The sequence below is a fragment of the Thiomicrospira sp. genome, assembly GCF_036568485.1.
In the GTDB taxonomy this organism is placed as follows: domain Bacteria; phylum Pseudomonadota; class Gammaproteobacteria; order Thiomicrospirales; family Thiomicrospiraceae; genus Thiomicrospira.
In genome coordinates this window covers 16,557-33,371 of sequence record NZ_DATCSL010000048.1, presented here as the reverse complement: position 1 = coordinate 33,371, position 16,815 = coordinate 16,557, and the positions used below count along the sequence as shown (strand labels likewise).

Below are 16,815 nucleotides of genomic sequence, written 5' to 3'. Positions count from 1 at the left end.
TGTTTTCTAGTCAATCCGTTATGTCGCAAGGCGTCTCAATTGGTAGTTACAACATGATTTCAGCAGATTCAAGAATTTTAAAAATTGTCTTCCCTCCTGACACTCCGATTGAAGGCAATCCGATTTTTTCCGATGACAGTAAAACCGCAATGGTTCGTTTTTCAGATAAAGCTGAAGGCCAAGTGGTTAATGGCGTTCTTGAAACCGTGTCGGGCAAATACATCCTATCGCTTAAACCCAGCTCAATCATACCTCCTCAAGTAATACGAATTGGTGGCGCTGGTGTATCACTAGAAATAGGGGATGCCAGTAATCCCAATATCCTATTTATCCCTGTGGTTTCCTCTGTTGCTCAGGGGATTCAACCTCGTGGCTACCAGGAAACCAAGGTTAACGAAGTTCTTAACTATGGTGCTTTTAAGGCTTATCCTCAAAAATCTTACTCCAACAATCGTTTCGAGGTAATTAGATACAAGCTCATATCTAAAGAACGTTCTGTTCAGGTTGAAGCCAGTCAATTCTATGCTGCCGGTGTAAAAGCGGTACATATTGATTCATCAACAATTTCACCTGAGCATGAATCTACTTTAATTGTCTTGAGGGTTGCGCAATGAGCGAGGTTAAGGTCAAAACACTTTCTGAAAAGAAAAATGCCATAAATAAGAAGTGGGCACTCATTTTAGGTGGTGCGGTTGTGAGTGTAATCGTTCTCAATGGAACGCTTAACAAACAGCCAGAGCGTGCAGCCCCACCTCCGCCGCTGGTTAATTTAACGCCTGACAAATTAGACCAAGCAACACTTGCCCAAAAAACCGACGCCGAAATAACTATGCTCCGTGACAAAACAAATGAATTAACGCGAAATCTCTCAAGCACAACACAATCTGTTGAGGATCTAAAGGCGCTCGTCCAGCGCCAGAATGAGTCTGCACAAAAAAACTTCGAGGCAATTAATAAAGGGTTGCTAGAAATAAACTCAAAAATTAACGCTGATGATCGGAGGCTCCCTGCCCCAACACCAACTAGGGGTCGGATACCGCAGGAACCACCGGCTCCACCATCACTTGATGCTGTGAAAAAGCAGCATGAAATTACTACGGGCACACTTCCCGACCTGCCTCCATCGCCAGTAGCGTTTGGTTCAATGCAGGATGTAACGCCAAAACAAGCTGAGGAGGCGCAGAAGACCAATGGAATTTACAGCCCCAAGAATGAGGATGCAAAAATCTTCTCCCCTCAGCCTTCAAGCGCAACCACTGAACAAGGGAGTAGGTTTGCTGGATATTTAACAACCAGTTTTGCGCCGGGGGTAATGTTAACAGGTGTCTCTGCAAACACGGCAACGACCACAAAAGCCAATCCACAACCCCTCTTGATTAGGATGCAGGATAACGCTTTTTTACCCGGCGAGGCACGCTATCGGGTTCAATCCTGTTTTGTGATGGCTTCAGCTTATGGTTCCCTGTCTGATGAGCGTGCTCATATTCGATTGGCTTCGATTTCATGTGTAGATAAAAAAACAAAACGCCTACTTGAATCACCTGTAAAAGGCTATGTAGTTGATGGTGACGGCACATTCGGATTGCGAGGAAAGCTAATCGAAAAACGCGGGGCAATTCTAGCTAAAACGCTGTTAGCAGGCTTCGCCCAGGGGTTAAGCGATGCTGGGTCGTCCGCTTCAACTGCATCTGGAGTGGGGGCTCTTGCAGGCCTGAGTGTCCAGCAAACCGCTGAATCAGCCGCCTTTGGCGGACTGTCCTCTAGTGCAGGAAAACTCGCTGATTTTTACATGAAAGAAGCTGAAAGCATGTTCCCGGTGATTGAGGTCGGTTCGGGTCGCAAGCTCTTTGTCGTATTCTCTGAAGGTACGCAGCTTCAATGGAGTGATTATGAAAACAAATAAGATACAACAAAAGACCGTCGCCATTTTATTGCTCATTGGCTTGTTTAGCTTTTCTATTGGTCTGGCTTTAGGATTTATGGTTTGTGGTGGGTCGGATGGTGACACTAAGCATGTATTAACAAATCAAGACCCATCTCAAGATTGGAAGATGCTTACCCTAGCCAACCCAGCGTATAGCCCAGAAAACGCGCTCAACATGGCAAAACTTCACCTTCCCACTACCAAGTGGTTAGGCGCAGTTGAATCCACTTACGCACCAGGTCTCATCGAACTTCAAACGAACAATCGCACGGCAAACTTCTACTACGAGCCACGAACAGGATATTTTTTAATCGGGCTAATTATCAACCCCTATAACAAGAACGGACAAATTGCTCAGGGAGAATTTTCAAGTGAAGAATAAACACATCCTCGCTGCCTTAGGTTTTGCATTAGTCGCTTCAGGCTGCTCTAGCAATGGCAAATTTTCTTGTCCTTATGGTGAGTCATGTGCTCCGATTGACAAGGTATATGAATCCTCTATTAACGATACATCGACCGAAAGCTGGTCTGTTTGGGGTAACGAATATGATCTCATAACACAAGATAATTGGGCTTGCTCTAAATCCGGCAATCAATGCGATAAATCAAAAACTAAACCAACGGAAAAAACCGTGTCCTTAGCCTTGCCTTTTGCTGATAGTCTCCCGGGGGCTGTGTACCACCCGCCTAAACCACACAAGGTTTGGCTTGCCCCTTGGCAAGACAAAAGTGGCGTATTGCATTCTGGTAGCTATGCATGGTTCACCACACCTTCTTACTGGACTTATGCTGGTGTGAGAATGGATCAGGAAGGCATGACAAGTCAATCAGACAGAGAGTTTGATGTTGAGCCTGCTTACTTTGATGGTCTGAATGTCGCGCCTCCTAACGAAGGCTTGGTGGAAGGTTTGGAGGGGGTGGCTCAAAACCTCAACCAAACATTTGGGAGATAAACAATGCTTGAATCGACCTTTGATAGCGCCCAAAAATGGATGGACAAACAGCTTAAGACGGCAGTTAATTGGTTAAAAATTGACCCCCCGGGGCTACAATCAACTCCACAGGGGCTAATCGAAAACTTTGCCGAACGTCGTCCTCTATCGTCTGTTTTGTACTATCGTGATGTTGATGATGATGGGTTGATTTTTATTGATGATGGTCGTGAAATCCGACTTGGATTTATGATCGAGTTCACACCCTACCTGTCGGCAGGAACCGACTCTGAGCTGCAAATTGCAACCATTTTGACAGCGATCAACGTACCCGACACCATTATGCAATTTGGTATTTTATCGCACCCCATGATTTCACCAATCCTGGATAAATGGGGGAAGGCGAAACAGCACGCTAATGATCCAATGATTGATGCCATGGCAGACTTCAGAAGAAACTACTTCCTTTCTGCGGCTTATAAAACATCACTCATTGAAGGCAGAGAATCACACCCAAAAGATCACTCCTATTTGCTAACTGTCACGCTTCCTTATAAGGGCGACCATGATGATGAGTACCAGTGGAGGGATTTTAAAGAGATGGTTCTTAAATCTCGCTCATCCATAATTGGCGTAATGAATGGTGCAAAACTACCAGCCATAGCGCTTAATCGAACAGGCATAAAGTTTTATCTACGGATCTTGGCAAACCCCCATCTGTCTGCGGATTCACTTGCCAGAACTCCTTATGATCACAAGGGAGTTGCTGATATTGTGATGAAAGGTAGCCGTCTCTCAGTAGATCGTGATGGATTGTTAGACTTTTCTGCATCCGACGATATGGATTCGCAGCGCAAATCTGTCGTATGTATGACGATGGATGGCTATCCTAAACAGAACTACCTACCCCTTACCGCAAAGCTGATTGGCGACTTTGTTGCAACTAACGAGAACATTCCTTACCCCTTTTGGATGTACTTAAATGTTCGGTTGCTTGATAGCGGCAAAACAAAAGACAAATTGACGGTCAAGCTGGCGGGTATTAGTCGTCAATTGGTATCGGACTCACCAGCCTATCAAGCCATTATGTCCCACTTGTTTGAGCAAAGAGACCAAACACACAGCCTGATTCGAATGTCAGAGGATGGAAACTCACTGGTTACTTCCTACATGGGGCTAAATATTTTCGCGCCTAAAAAAGAGGCGTTAAACGCGGCCAAGAATGTGACATCTATGTGGGCGGGACATGCGTTTAGAGGGTCTCAGGAAACATTTATCTCTTTTCCAATCTGGTTTTCATCTTTACCGGGACTCTTTGTACCTGACGCGGATCCAACCAATTTTACCGGCCTACAGCGAAGCTCAACCATGGCCACCAAGCACGTCTCAACCCTTGCGCCCATACAGGGAGACTGGAAAGGCACAAATCCGGCAGATGGTGGGTTATTGTTAACTTCGCGTCGTGGGCAATTGGCAACAGTTAATATCATGGATAAACACGTTGTCACCAATTACAACTTTACGGTTGTGGCTGCTTCTGGCATGGGTAAAAGCTTTGTTGCCCAAGAGATAGTAACTGACTTTCTATCAAAAGGTGGGCTTGCGTTTGTTATAGATGCTGGTCGTTCATATTACGAAATGTGTGAGCTTATAGGCGGCACAAACCTCGTCTTTAGCGCTGACAAGCCTTATGACATCAACCCGTTTGCTCAAATCAAAACTGAGTTCGATCTTAAAGAATTTACAGAAATGCTTAAAGAGCTGATTGCTTACATGGCATGGCCAAAAAGTATCGAAGGCGGCGTACCCGACTGGGAGTACGTCCTGCTTGAGCATGCCATTGAAGATTGCTGGCATCAAGCTCGTGAAAAAACCACGATGAAAGATATTCGCGCATGGCTTTATGCGCACGAAGATGTACGTGCGAAAGACATTGCGGATCAATTAAGGCCATACACAGAGGGTAGATTGGCTGCCTGGTTTGATGGAACCGGTGCGCCGATTGACTTAGGAAACCGATTTGTTGTTATTGAACTTGATGACTTGAAAAGCCAAGGTGCATTCCGTGATGTGGTTTTAACAATGATGATGCAGCGTATCGCAAATGCCATGTACAAAACCCAAAACCCAGACCAGCCAAAATTGATGCTTATTGATGAAGGATGGGATCTTTTGGCTTCAAATCAGGCGGCTGGATTTATTAACCGTGCTTATCGGACATATCGTAAGTTTGGCGGATCTGCTGGGGTGATAACTCAATCTTTTGGTGATTTTCAGATGTCAGCAGCCGCAAAAGCTGCGTGGGATAACTCCGCTTGGCTTTTTGCTTTGGGTCAAAAGGCCGAATCGCTTGAAGCCGCGTTTAAGTCTGGATTAATGGTCGCTGATGAGTTAACTCAAAAACTTCTAAGTAGCGTACATACCATACCAGGCAAGTATTCCGAAATTTTTGTAAGATGCGGTGGTGGTTCTGGGGTTTATCGGTTTATATCGGATCGATATACCTACTGGCTTTACACCTCAAATGGAACGGAAAAAGCTATTCGCAAAAAACGCTACGAGTCCATCATGGATAAAGACCCTACGCTATCCTATCAACAAGCGATGTCCATGGCGATTGCTGAGCTTGCCGATGAAGACTATGCCAAGACGCTTGGTGATTCACCTCGTAAAATTATTCAAAATTTGGGCGTAGATGTTTAATTTTTTGGAGTCTTCTCACTATTACAGATGTGAGCTATTTTTTTGACTATTTAACGTGAGGTTAATTTTATGGGATTTAATAAATTCTTCTTCAATGGTGAAATTGTTGATGTCGATCTTCGGGACAGCGGAAATGCGATGGTTTGGGTAAAAACTTCAAACCATCCTGAGGTAGAGATAAATCACTCACAGATCCCGTCTTGGTACACATCTATTATTCCGGTGCGAATTTCTAAAAAAACACTCGACGGCATCATTGAAAACCGGAAAAAATCGAACAACGCTAAAAAGAATTCAGGCGATAGCTCCGTGCTTAACGCGTTTGAGATTGGTGCGATTTATAACATTGAGGGTTCGATTCAAGGTATTAAGCGAATCGTTGATGGAAAGCCTTTCTACTCTTCTGAGATTCAAGCAGCACGTATTTTTAAAGACGATGAGTGATTTGCCAATCGTTCAGCAATGTATCGTTGAGGCATCCAGCCTCTATGAGGTGCCTGCCCCGCTTATCAAGTCAATTTTAGACGTTGAGGGCGGTGGCAAGGGAGTGGTGGCCAAAAACCGAAATGGAACAGAAGATTTGGGTTGGGCGCAAATCAATACGGTCTGGCTACCTGTGTTGGAAAATTACAGAATTACGCGCCACGATCTTTTGCATGATCCATGTATCAACATCGGTGTTGCGGCATGGATTCTGCGCAAAAGATTTGCGAAATATGAAAACTGGGAAGATGCTATAGCCTCCTACAATGCAGGCTTTAGGCTTCAATATGGCAGGAATTATGCCAAGAAGGTTATGGCTAAATGGGTCTTATACAACGAGCAATACAAAGTAAACAGCTTTACTTTTGCTATGAACCAATAGTGATGACGCTAAATGGCATGACGGTAGGATATGAGCAATTGGTGAGGCTTAAAAACGGCAATGGTACCGCCGATTTTATAAGTGGGCTTAGCTTAACTGATCGTTACAATCTTGATGTTTATACTATTGAGCAAGCCGTATCATTTATCAATTTGAATAACGTCCCGGTTACGGTAAACATCTTTAACGAAAACCTTGAGCTGGCAATCAAGTCTCTTGATGGGGTATCCCTCAAGCAGCGAATAGGTATTGAAATTCATGAAAGCGTTATTGATGACCGAGCTCATAAGCTCATGATGATGCGTCCTGATTTCTGGTGGTTATTGGATGACTTTACAAGCAGAGAGAACTTTGCGCACACATCCATGTCAACAAGATTTCGTGAAATCCCTGTGACCGCAAAACTTCCCTATCTTCATGCAGAGGCATTGCTTAGTGGGCAGTTACTCATTGATCCAATTCCATCTAGTTGGATTTTGATTGCCGAGGGTGCTACACGCGACAACCTGACTGAATTATTTAAAAAAGGGGTCTTATTGGCCCAGGGACGACAATTATTGGAGGATTAAAATGTCGATTAAGTTACAGCTTCCCAAAAAAGAGAAAGTAATTAAGAAAACCATTTCCTTTAAGCAAAGTGAAAATGAGCGAGTTGGTAAATATTTCACTTACTTGGAGCAACAAGGCTACGAGGTTGACCAATCAAACGTGCTGGCTCAAATCGTATTGCAGTTTATTTCTACAGACAAGGGGTTTGTTGCTTATGAAAAGCGTCATGTACAAAAGGAGGTAGCACATGCAGACGATTAAGCGCCTTTTATTTGTTGCGCTTTTGATTAGTAGCTTTTCGGCCTTGGCATCGAAACATTATATTGGACTAGACCATTTTCCAGAACTAACCATTCAGTCATCGAGCGCTAAAGATCAGCGGCTTAGTGGGTCTTCTTTGATCTACGGATATGAGCCTTCCGCAAAAAGCGGCACCAATTTGTTATATGAAATTGGGCTTCTTAAGGGGGTTGGCAAGGGTGATTTATCTTTAGATCTAGCGACGTTTAAGCTTGGCAAAGCTTGGGTTTACTCTTGCTGGCGTCTTGCAGGTTTTGGTGAAATTGGCTACGGCACGCAAAAATCTACCACAACTGAAACCATATCCAGCTTAGGCGCTGGAATGTCGGCAGGATACCTTGCTACCCCAAACCTGTATATCGGCATTGGTTACATTTACAACTCCCATCACTCCGGTTTTTCAGCAAGTCTAAAAATAGGCTTCTAATCCACACCCTCCCGCTTTAACGATTTACCCGTTCTTTTTGGCGGGTACCACTCCCTCCTGGCTCCATAGAAAAGTTCATCATTTCACGCATGAGTTAGCGCTGCTCAATCCATAAACAAATCTTATCTATGCATTAAAAAACAAATAAATATTTGAAGTGTTTTTTTATTTTTTCTCACTATTTCACTCGGTGTCATAGAGGAAATTATGGATGAAACGGGGTCTTCTTCGAGCGTATTTAACACTTTTTATTTTTTACTACGTCATCGCAATAGGTTTTTGGTTAGCGTCGAATGAGCTTATTGAGCAAACCGCAAAACTTTACGAGCCGGACATTGAAGTTAATGCGGCCAATGCATTGTTGGTGGCTGCTGGGTTGTTGGAAAAAGCGATTCTGAATCTTTGGTACCTTCTTGGTATCGCTATAGTTGTTGCGCTTACAGCCACCCTTCTTACGGTTAAGTTTTTAGGGGTTAGAGTCCCAAGATCGGATGAATGGCTAGGTATCTCAACAAATATCGGCGTAATACCTAAGCCCACTTGGTTTCTTTTGCCTAAAAACATCGTGGAGTTGGAGTTTGCGGACAAGGCTCAAAAAAGCTTTTTAAAGCTGCCAGAGACCCATCAAAGGGTTGTTACCGAAGTTGCCTCTCTTCTAAGCGAATACCCAGGTGTCTCCGCTGGCCTTGGGCATCAGAACAGCTTGTTAGACCACTCGTTAGAAAACCTTTCTAAATCCTTACTTAACGAGGAAGCTGATCCTTTGCTTCCAGTTCTTGCCATAAGTCACGATATTGGGAAGATCATTTCGGAACAAAGCGGAGGGAATAACAAACCTCATCATGATGACTTGTCAGGATTGATCCTAAGTGGCCTGCCCTCTTTTAGGCACCTTTCCGCCAATGATCAAGAAGTCCTAACCTTACTTTTAAAGTACAACCACAAGCCAAGATTACGTCCAATCCTGCCAGACCCTGCATCTGAAGCACGAGCAGAAAAGCTCTTAACGTCACAAAAATGCATAGATGCAAACGTAACCATTGAGGAAAAAGAGCACGTCAAGTCGAGCTTTGATTTTCAGTTATTCGTTGAAGAAAACATCCATCAAATCCTGGGGTCTATTACCTACCAATCCTACGGGCTACCAAAGGGCACCGCAGCGGGTGGTTGGCGTGATGGAAGCACTTTATATCTTCTGGAAAACAAGTTAAGGGAGGCATTAAAAAACCTGCTACCAGAAGGCTTTGTTGCGGCGCATCACCAAACCGTTTTCAGCAAGGCGGCCATTCAGCCTTTGTCTTTAATGCTAATTAACCTTTTTGAATCAAAAGGTTGGCTGCTCAAACACTTCAATGGGGTGTCTGCCCGTAACGGGCTTTGGAATATTAAAGCCGGGGCAATGCTCTTTAAAGCAGTGCTGGTAATCAAATTGCCCACAGAAATGCACTTCCTCCTACCAAATCAGTCCCCGTATGAAATCACGATTGATGGCCCAACACTTCATGCACCTTCAAAGCGTGTCACCCCAAAAGCGGCCAAGAGTGCGATTTCCATCCTCGATGAAATCAAGAAAAACCGGGCTACTAACAACGCGAGTGACGTAGAGGCGGATGAGGAAAAGCGACTTAAAAACGCACGCATGATTTCTGCAACTTTGGGGATCCCCTTGTAGCTGGGATTTTTCTGTGGAGACAATTAAATGTTGAGTAAAAACCCTTATGTAATTAAAAACTGTCACAAGATTGCTGACAAAGCGGCACGCGGGATAAGAAAGGGTGATGCCCGATACAAACACATCCCTTTTGAGGACATGGTGCAAGATGCTTGCTACTTAATACTTTCTGGGCGGCTAGACACCTTCACCTCAGAAAAAGGGGAGCCTAGCGAAGCCCATCTTGTAGCCTACACAAAAAGGGCGCTAGAGAACGAAATGAAGCAGGGTGTTGGGCGCAACTATGGTTCTGGCATAACGCTGCCTTATAAGCGAAACGATGCTAAATCCAAGTTACCAATAATCACTTCACTGGATGAATCATCCAATGAACTTGATGAGGGTGTTCAAGAACTATCATCTCCATTGCTTAATGTTGAGGCAGGTATTGTACTGTCAGGCTTTGACTCTGACGACATCTATGATGAAAAGTCATTACTTACCGGCCCAAGTGAAGAAGATTTTCGAGGCTCGCTCGATGAGCCCGACGCACTTAAGCAGCTTGTGATTAACAATGTTGCAAGCGCTCCTGCCCTGTTGTCTTTTTTGATACTGGGAATCACGCCGGTAGATCTTTTTTATGATGATCTTAAGGCTGAATTTGAAGCAAAGAAAAGCGGTCGGTATAAAGCTGAGTCGGTACATTCTATTCTTCCACAATTGCTTGCCGAAGTGGTTATGAGTGAGCTTGCTCAAATCGACCCTGAAGGGCGCTTTACTGTTGGACAAAGAAGTATTGAGCTCTTCAAGAAACATTTTGATGCGCTGATTGCCACAGAAAAAGAGCAAGACGCTCCTTTTTCCAATCGAACGTCGGTTTCTGACTGGATTTCAAGCATTAGCCCAATACTTCTTGAAATGGGCTTGAAGGAAAAGCAAGTTTATCGGTATATCGCTTGGTTGGCGGCTTTTGGAGACTGCTTGCGTGGAAAAATCCCATGCATTAGCACAATAAAGCTTTCACGAAAGCTACCCGCGCCCTGCGCTGCATGATTCTGTTTTTACCAAATATTCACTACTCCTGTTGAGAACTTTTTTAGATTTTTAACAGGAGAAAGATATGTCGAGTTATGACATGTATAAAGAGGATATCGCTCAGGAGCAAGCGTTAGCCTTATGGCTTGCTGAACAGCAGTATGGCAATCAAGTAGATGACCACTTAAAGAATAAAATCAAAGCGAATGCTCGCAAAAATTTTAGCGCTAAGTTCATCTATGGTGGTGCGGTTTCGATCCCGTTGCTGCGTTCCTGTGACTCAGAAGAGTTGAAGGAAATTAAGCGAGGTATATCAACATCAATTGATGTTGATGATCAGGAAAACCCGCTACACCTAGAGTCGTACAGTAATACCGAAAATGAAATTATTACTGAGGAGCTGGAAACGCTCCTGTTCAAAAATGCTCCGATTTTTTGGGGTATTTTGGAAGGCTCTATTGGCTTAATGGATTTTAATACACACAGCCGTCGTAAGGCGGTCATGAGTGAATTAATTCCCCTGCTCCATGATCTTCACCCTGACAAATCTCACGACGAGATTGAAGATTTGGCCGAGGCTTGTTCTCGAATCACCTGGCGTGATCAAGATCGTGAGGAAGGTCAAAAAATCATTGTGAAGAAATGCTTCCGGCGTCAACCTGAAGCAGAGGTGTACGACAATTCGGAACAATTCCTTACTGCACAAGGAACCTTGTTCTAATTTCAACAAGCACTCTTCGGAGTGCTTTTTTATTGGGCATTAAGTTTGACTGGATCATCCCATATTGTATTTGGCGCTGGCTCAGCGCTACTTGTCTCGACACTCATGCAAGTCGAACCATTTATTATCGCTATCACAATGCCGTTTGCGGTTATTGGGGCGCTTCTGCCAGACATTGATGTTTACCGGTCAAGGCTTAAACGTAATTTAGTTGTTCGTTTGGCGACGATTCCACTGACGCTGTTTGGCCACCGCACTTGGTCTCATAGTGTCGCAATGCTAATGGTGGTTGCCTTGCCGAGTTTGGTTGCAGAGGGGTTTTGGTTTTATGCCTGGTTATTATTTTTTACAGGTTTTGCGTCTCACCTTTTGGGTGACTGGCTAACCCATTCCGGCATTCCACTGTTCTACCCTATTCAAAAACGCTTTCGCAGCCCTTTTCCCTTTAAAACAGGGGGTATGGCAGAGTATCCGGTTTCATTCGCGCCAAGTATCGCCGCCCTCCTAATCATGCTTGCGTAAGCCTTATGGATTTTAGGTATATAACACTGATCTCTGCCATCTTGTTTTTGGCTCTAAATTCACACCTGTTGAGTACAAATCGATTTTGGTTATTCTCTGCCATTAATCTACTGGCTACATTAATGCATGAACTGTCTCATTACCTTGTTGCGCTTGTACTCAATGCAAAGCCGGTAAGATTTTCAATTTTCCCTCAACGATCCGCTGATGTTTGGGTTATGGGTTATGTGCAATGCACAAATCTTAGTTGGTATAACGCGGCTCCCGTTGCGCTTGCACCACTGACACTCTTCATCCCGGTGGTTATGGTGACGCCCTCAAACATTTTTTGTGCAATTTTTTTAGGCCTAGTCGCGGCTAATGCCGTCCCTTCCCGTGCTGACCTAGCAGTAGTTTTTAATTACCCAATATCCACCCTCTTCTACTCCCTTACTCTGTTTGTCATTTTTTTAGGGTGAAATCACTATTTAGGCAGAGTATTCAAATATCCAGCGCACTGCACTGATGTTTGTTGTTTTTAACGCCATTAACATGAGGTTATTTATGAAATCAAAATTTCCACGTTTAGCCATCACAATTCTGTCAGCGTCCTTAAGTTTGGGTGTAGGTGCCAATCCTGAGTCAGGAAAAGCATTAACTTCTGAACAGCTTTCGCATCTACCCTTCTACATCAAACAAGGCTACGAACAAAAGCTTTTCACTGTTAAGGATGCACAGCATATTAAAGAAATTGACATGACCATGTACGCCGTTCACTCACCACAATCCGGTGATGGGTTGTTTTTCGCCAAAAACGGCTACTTGTTTATTGGCAATATTATTGATGGTGCCGGTGTGTCCATAACTGAAAAACTTGCACAAAAATACGCAACGCCTCTCGACTTTACAGCCAAGATTGATCATTTAAAAAGTGCCAACATAATTTCTTATGGATCCGGCCCAAATGAGGCCTATGTGTTTCTTGATCCCCGATGCCCTCATTGCGTAAACAGTAATTTAGTCGCCCTCGAAACCAACCCTAATGTCTTACAAAACTACACGCTGAAAATTGTCATGGTTGGATTTGTAGCCCCTAACTCCAAGCACATGGCTGAGCAAATCATTAGCCGAACTCAAGCCGGTGAGGACTTTGTAAGAGTTTGGCGCTCATTGCTTAATGACAACATTGAGACTTCAATCAAAACACCGCTAGTAGATGAAAATCTAAACGTCATGCGACAAGTTGGCGTTGACTCAACACCTACGGTTATTGTTCGTCACGAGGACAAATGGCTGAAAGATGACTCTATTTTTAAGTGAGGTTGAATGATGAATTTTATACAAATAAACCGTTCGCATATTGCAACCGGTGCAGTCGCTGCGATTGCATCCATCGTCATTAGCGCTGTTCTTATCCATGCATCAGACTTTAAAAGCCTGCCGATTGGCTCTGGACAACAAGTTGTAATTGTTGATCCTATAAAAATTGCTAACGCTCAACGAGCAGCTGCTGCACAAATTATCGGCGAAAGTGCAAACAAAGATGTCGTGCTCTCTGATGTGTTTCAGGTTTCAAGGCGTGTGCAGGCAATTCTTGAGGAGCAATCAAAAGGCCGAACCGTGTTGGTTAAGCAGGCCGTTCTATCCAGCAACCTTACCGATATAACCGATGACATATTGAAGGCTGCCGGTTTGCCCACAAATGTACCCTCCATTGATATTGGTAAGCAGTTACAGATTGCTCCCACGAGCCATTTACATAGCGATAGCAACCATGAACTTAACACTCAAAACTCGGGTAAATAATGTGGCACGAGGCCTAGTGCCTTATGCCATTATCGCCTTTCTTCTTGGTTTAGCTTGGGAAGTTTCGCCTTTTAGAATTGGCATCAATACAACACCCTCTGTTCCAAAGGGGGTTTACTTTTACATGAAAGATCATTTGCCTTCCCTGTCTCATGAAGACTATGTACTCTTCGAGTATTTTCCTCATGCGCCCTATGATGAAAGCTTTGATCGTATTCGCCTAACATCAACATCTTTCGTCAAACATCCTTTAGGGCTGCCTGGTGAGGTAATTGATGTCGATGGCTCCAATTTCTACCGTGTTGAAAAAGATGGAAGTCGAACCCTTCTCTCTATTGCCAACACCGAAATGCCCCTTATTCAGAGCTATGAGAATCTGATAATCCCCAATGACTACATCTTCATGGGGTCAGACAACCCAAGGGGCTTTGATAGCCGCTACTTTGGTCTCGTTCATAAATCACAACTTATCGGAAAGGCATGGCTGTTATGGCAATTCGAGTAAGGCTTGTTTGTGGAGCTATGGTGCTATCCATGCTAAGCCAGTCGGCTTTCGCATTGGTCGAGCCCGGTAATCAAGGTTATTGGTTTTATAAAGAGCCGCCGCGCATATCGCCGCCCAAGGAATCCACTCTTCCGCCGCAGAGAAACCCAACCCCTCAAGTGATCATGGGGGACACCAAGCAAGAAGATGATTGCAATACTAATTGGCGTTTAGAGTGCGGATTCATTGAACCCAGCACCTTTGCACAACAAGAAAAGATGCGTGATGCCTTAATGCAAAACGCCTACATGAATCCGAATGATGCCAAGGCTGTAAAAGAGTTGCAGAAATACACTAAGTGGATTATTGATCAATCTATTCAAGCATCAAAGTTATGGCGCTATAACACAGTACAAGACCCTTCACTTGATCCACGAGCAACCAATCCTATTAGCGCCTATGGTCTGAGACTGTCCATGTCGATTAACAAGGACAAAAAGCAAATGGTGTGGGATACGATCAAAGATTGGAATGGCCAAGTCATCATGTTCTCCAAAGATGATTGCATTTTTTGCCATGAACAAGCACAAGCTGTTCGTTGGTTAAAAATTAATACCGACATTGATGTTCACGGTGCCAGTTTGCTCGGCGATTGCCCTGCCTTTGTCGCATCATGCTCTAAAGGTGAATTGGTTGATAAAGCGGCTCAGCTTCTTAATATTGAAGTGGTTCCGTCTTTTTATGTATACCTGCCCGACAACGTATGGATTCGGGTTTCTAACGGGTTAATTTCAGCCGATGAATTAGAAGATCGCATTTATAACTTCTTTATCGCTTGGCGCTCTGCTGTTCAAAAGGGGCTCAAGTCTAATGATGTTTCAGCACCCATGTCTTTTGATGACCCGAAGGATATGAGTGAGTTTAAGTCACTATTGATGCGCAAGTAGGCTTTTGATGTGGATGGAGGCCTTGTGTGATTAAGTCGATGGTTTATGACCAGTATCGCGTTTGGGTGCAAAACGACTATGGCACAGCTGATGTTTTTAAGGCATACGCTAAAAAGCACAAAGCCTACTTTCATCCGGTCGCTAAGCGCTGGGTTTTTATGCGAAAAAACGCACGCATTGCCCTCTCCGAAATTGCACACCGGCTAAATGTTTCACCAGAGAAGCTTGATGCACTGATCCACGCATCAAAGGCCTCCGATGAATTTGTGAAGCTGCTGACATTCAAAATTTACCCTGTTGCTGATGACGATGAGAAACTCATCATATTTTGTGAGTTTGACTGGGCTTCGGCTTACTTTTTTCGAGGGCTTGCCGGAAGGTTTGATGCAAAAAACAAGGCCTGGATTGTTGAATATGATGTTGAGTCCCTTGTTGATGAATTGAATGAGCTAAACGGCATCCCATTGTCCAGTATTGTTTACTTCAACTCTCCCTTAAAGATTGATACTGACTCTCAATCAAATCTGTTTGAGCGCAGCGCAGATGTGCTTGGACAAAAGGGTGATGACATAATTCGGGCTCGTGACAAAGAGTTTGAAACTCTCTCCGCAACAATTCTTCATTCCATTAGAGGGATTGAGTCTCGCGGATTTAATCGTCAAAAACTGAATGAATATTGCCAACAAATAGATGCACTACCTCACCAGTCCGTAGGAATTGAATTTTTATTAAGCCGCACCAGTTGTTTGTTAGCTGATGACATGGGCTTAGGAAAAACCTTGCAGAGCGTGGTAGCTGGGCATTTTACCGATGGCATTAAAATCGTCCTGTGTCCCAAATCATTAACTCGAAACTGGGGTAATGAGATTGCCAAATGGACTGGAAGCACCAAGTCTTACTACGTGTGTCCAAGTCGAAGCTCAAGCATACCGTTAGGCAAGGAATGGTATATCTTCAATTATGAAATCTCGGACAAGGCTATCGCTTTTTTAGAAGAGAATAAAATCAAAGAGATCGCCATGGCCTTTTTTGATGAAGCTCATGAGCTAAAAAACCCTCGAAGCATCAAGTCCCGCAATGCCTTCCATATCGCATTCAAGGCCGCAAACCGTATTTTGGTAACGGGAACACCTGTGCTAAATAAGCTCAATGAGCTTCATACCTTGCTGATGTTGTCCGGCCATCGTCTTGGCAAGCTGCCACGCAAGGCGTTTTTAGAGGAATACGGCAATTCAATGGCCGATGCTCGTCAGCTTAAAGATGAGCTGGCAACTTGGATGTTACGCCGCGAAAAATCAATCTTGGGTAATAAGCTGCCCGGAAAGATAGAGCAAGTCGTTGAGATTGATCTTGTAGGTTCAGACCGAGAGCAATACTTGGCGATACTTAACAATGACAACCTATCCTCTATCGTTAAATTTGGAAAATTAAGACACCTGCTTGAGGATATTAAGGTTTCATTTATCGCTGAACAGATCACATCCATTGCCGGTGAGCATAAGAGCTTAATTTTTTGTGAGTACAAAGAAACCGTTGAGCGTTTTAAAGACCTTTTTGAATCTCGCGGCATTGAGTGTGTCACCTATACAGGATCGGATTCCGTTTCCAAGCGTGATAAAGCAGTGAATGCCATTCAAAATGGCACAGCACGGGTATTTATTGGCAATACGAAAGCCGCAGGTGTTGGTATTACGCTAACCAGTGCCAGTCATGTATTTTTTGCATCCTTGCCTTGGACACAAGCCCTTAAAGAGCAGGCCGAAGACCGCGCTAATCGAATTGGCCAGAAACAATTGGTCAGAATAATCACGCCGATCATTCTTGGCACCATCGACAATCACCTCAAAACCATCATTGATAACAAAAAAGCGCTTGGCGAGTGCGTTGTTAAGGATGAGTTATCGCCTGATGTAAAAATGAAAATCATGGCGGCGGCATCGAAGGCGTCCCGAGCAGCTTAAATAAGATTT

19 protein-coding genes are annotated in these 16,815 nt (G+C 44.0%); all 19 read left to right on the top strand.

The window, feature by feature from the left end; genetic code table 11:
• Window positions 1-53: 53 nt before the first annotated feature.
• Window positions 54-614: a hypothetical protein gene (locus VIM91_RS05040; protein WP_331863727.1), complete on the top strand. Its 561-nt coding sequence runs from the start codon at window positions 54-56 to the stop codon at window positions 612-614.
• Window positions 611-1,903 (top strand): TrbI/VirB10 family protein, encoded by a 1,293-nt coding sequence (locus VIM91_RS05035; protein WP_331863726.1) that lies wholly within the window; start codon window positions 611-613, stop codon window positions 1,901-1,903. The genes VIM91_RS05040 and VIM91_RS05035 overlap by 4 nt, the downstream gene beginning before the upstream one ends.
• On the top strand, window positions 1,890-2,306 hold the full coding sequence (locus VIM91_RS05030) for a hypothetical protein (protein ID WP_331863725.1): 417 nt from the start codon (window positions 1,890-1,892) through the stop codon (window positions 2,304-2,306). The genes VIM91_RS05035 and VIM91_RS05030 overlap by 14 nt, the downstream gene beginning before the upstream one ends.
• Window positions 2,296-2,877 (top strand): TraV family lipoprotein, encoded by a 582-nt coding sequence (locus VIM91_RS05025; RefSeq protein WP_331863724.1) that lies wholly within the window; start codon window positions 2,296-2,298, stop codon window positions 2,875-2,877. Before VIM91_RS05030 ends, VIM91_RS05025 begins: the two co-directional genes overlap by 11 nt.
• Before the next feature lie 3 nt (window positions 2,878-2,880).
• Window positions 2,881-5,559: a TraC family protein gene (locus tag VIM91_RS05020; RefSeq protein WP_331863723.1), complete on the top strand. Its 2,679-nt coding sequence runs from the start codon at window positions 2,881-2,883 to the stop codon at window positions 5,557-5,559.
• A 69-nt stretch (window positions 5,560-5,628) separates the two neighbouring features.
• On the top strand, window positions 5,629-6,003 hold the full coding sequence (locus tag VIM91_RS05015) for a hypothetical protein (RefSeq protein WP_331863722.1): 375 nt from the start codon (window positions 5,629-5,631) through the stop codon (window positions 6,001-6,003).
• A complete protein-coding gene (locus VIM91_RS05010; protein WP_331863721.1) occupies window positions 5,996-6,424 on the top strand; it encodes a lytic transglycosylase domain-containing protein in 429 nt (142 codons plus the stop codon). The genes VIM91_RS05015 and VIM91_RS05010 overlap by 8 nt, the downstream gene beginning before the upstream one ends.
• Entirely contained in the window at window positions 6,364-6,993 is a 630-nt protein-coding gene (locus VIM91_RS05005) for an EAL domain-containing protein (RefSeq protein WP_331863720.1), read from the top strand. The genes VIM91_RS05010 and VIM91_RS05005 overlap by 61 nt, the downstream gene beginning before the upstream one ends.
• A gap of 1 nt (window position 6,994) precedes the next feature.
• Window positions 6,995-7,234: a hypothetical protein gene (locus VIM91_RS05000; protein ID WP_331863719.1), complete on the top strand. Its 240-nt coding sequence runs from the start codon at window positions 6,995-6,997 to the stop codon at window positions 7,232-7,234.
• On the top strand, window positions 7,221-7,700 hold the full coding sequence (locus VIM91_RS04995; RefSeq protein WP_331863718.1) for a hypothetical protein: 480 nt from the start codon (window positions 7,221-7,223) through the stop codon (window positions 7,698-7,700). Before VIM91_RS05000 ends, VIM91_RS04995 begins: the two co-directional genes overlap by 14 nt.
• A 211-nt stretch (window positions 7,701-7,911) precedes the next feature.
• On the top strand, window positions 7,912-9,372 hold the full coding sequence (locus tag VIM91_RS04990; RefSeq protein ID WP_331863717.1) for a hypothetical protein: 1,461 nt from the start codon (window positions 7,912-7,914) through the stop codon (window positions 9,370-9,372).
• Window positions 9,373-9,399: 27 nt separating this feature from the next.
• Window positions 9,400-10,404: a hypothetical protein gene (locus VIM91_RS04985; protein ID WP_331863716.1), complete on the top strand. Its 1,005-nt coding sequence runs from the start codon at window positions 9,400-9,402 to the stop codon at window positions 10,402-10,404.
• A gap of 67 nt (window positions 10,405-10,471) precedes the next feature.
• Window positions 10,472-11,107 (top strand): hypothetical protein, encoded by a 636-nt coding sequence (locus tag VIM91_RS04980; RefSeq protein WP_331863715.1) that lies wholly within the window; start codon window positions 10,472-10,474, stop codon window positions 11,105-11,107.
• A 45-nt stretch (window positions 11,108-11,152) separates the two neighbouring features.
• A complete protein-coding gene (locus tag VIM91_RS04975) occupies window positions 11,153-11,629 on the top strand; it encodes a metal-dependent hydrolase (protein ID WP_331863714.1) in 477 nt (158 codons plus the stop codon).
• Window positions 11,630-12,172: 543 nt separating this feature from the next.
• On the top strand, window positions 12,173-12,928 hold the full coding sequence (locus VIM91_RS04970; protein WP_331863713.1) for a hypothetical protein: 756 nt from the start codon (window positions 12,173-12,175) through the stop codon (window positions 12,926-12,928).
• Between the two features lie 9 nt (window positions 12,929-12,937).
• A complete protein-coding gene (locus VIM91_RS04965; RefSeq protein ID WP_331863712.1) occupies window positions 12,938-13,414 on the top strand; it encodes a hypothetical protein in 477 nt (158 codons plus the stop codon).
• A gap of 1 nt (window position 13,415) precedes the next feature.
• Entirely contained in the window at window positions 13,416-13,919 is a 504-nt protein-coding gene (locus VIM91_RS04960) for a S26 family signal peptidase (protein ID WP_331863711.1), read from the top strand.
• 29 nt (window positions 13,920-13,948) lie between these two features.
• Window positions 13,949-14,845 carry a conjugal transfer protein TraF gene (gene traF, locus VIM91_RS04955; protein WP_331863710.1) on the top strand — a complete coding sequence of 299 codons (897 nt, stop codon included), beginning with the start codon at window positions 13,949-13,951 and terminating at the stop codon, window positions 14,843-14,845.
• Between the two features lie 26 nt (window positions 14,846-14,871).
• The gene (locus tag VIM91_RS04950; RefSeq protein WP_331863709.1) at window positions 14,872-16,806 is read left to right on the top strand and encodes a DEAD/DEAH box helicase; all 1,935 of its coding nucleotides are present in this window, start codon (window positions 14,872-14,874) and stop codon (window positions 16,804-16,806) included.
• Window positions 16,807-16,815: the final 9 nt, after the last annotated feature.

Excerpts from the sequence above, each read along its gene's own strand:
- VIM91_RS05040 (WP_331863727.1), top strand. The coding sequence starts at position 54 with ATGATTTCAGCAGATTCAAGAATTTTAAAAATTGTCTTCCCTCCTGAC.
- VIM91_RS05035 (WP_331863726.1), top strand. The coding sequence starts at position 611 with ATGAGCGAGGTTAAGGTCAAAACACTTTCTGAAAAGAAAAATGCCATA.
- VIM91_RS05030 (WP_331863725.1), top strand. The coding sequence starts at position 1,890 with ATGAAAACAAATAAGATACAACAAAAGACCGTCGCCATTTTATTGCTC.
- VIM91_RS05020 (WP_331863723.1), top strand. The coding sequence starts at position 2,881 with ATGCTTGAATCGACCTTTGATAGCGCCCAAAAATGGATGGACAAACAG.
- VIM91_RS05015 (WP_331863722.1), top strand. The coding sequence starts at position 5,629 with ATGGGATTTAATAAATTCTTCTTCAATGGTGAAATTGTTGATGTCGAT.
- VIM91_RS05010 (WP_331863721.1), top strand. The coding sequence starts at position 5,996 with ATGAGTGATTTGCCAATCGTTCAGCAATGTATCGTTGAGGCATCCAGC.
- VIM91_RS05005 (WP_331863720.1), top strand. The coding sequence starts at position 6,364 with ATGGGTCTTATACAACGAGCAATACAAAGTAAACAGCTTTACTTTTGC.
- VIM91_RS05000 (WP_331863719.1), top strand. The coding sequence starts at position 6,995 with ATGTCGATTAAGTTACAGCTTCCCAAAAAAGAGAAAGTAATTAAGAAA.
- VIM91_RS04995 (WP_331863718.1), top strand. The coding sequence starts at position 7,221 with ATGCAGACGATTAAGCGCCTTTTATTTGTTGCGCTTTTGATTAGTAGC.
- VIM91_RS04990 (WP_331863717.1), top strand. The coding sequence starts at position 7,912 with ATGAAACGGGGTCTTCTTCGAGCGTATTTAACACTTTTTATTTTTTAC.
- VIM91_RS04985 (WP_331863716.1), top strand. The coding sequence starts at position 9,400 with ATGTTGAGTAAAAACCCTTATGTAATTAAAAACTGTCACAAGATTGCT.
- VIM91_RS04980 (WP_331863715.1), top strand. The coding sequence starts at position 10,472 with ATGTCGAGTTATGACATGTATAAAGAGGATATCGCTCAGGAGCAAGCG.
- VIM91_RS04970 (WP_331863713.1), top strand. The coding sequence starts at position 12,173 with ATGAAATCAAAATTTCCACGTTTAGCCATCACAATTCTGTCAGCGTCC.
- VIM91_RS04965 (WP_331863712.1), top strand. The coding sequence starts at position 12,938 with ATGAATTTTATACAAATAAACCGTTCGCATATTGCAACCGGTGCAGTC.
- traF (WP_331863710.1), top strand. The coding sequence starts at position 13,949 with ATGCTAAGCCAGTCGGCTTTCGCATTGGTCGAGCCCGGTAATCAAGGT.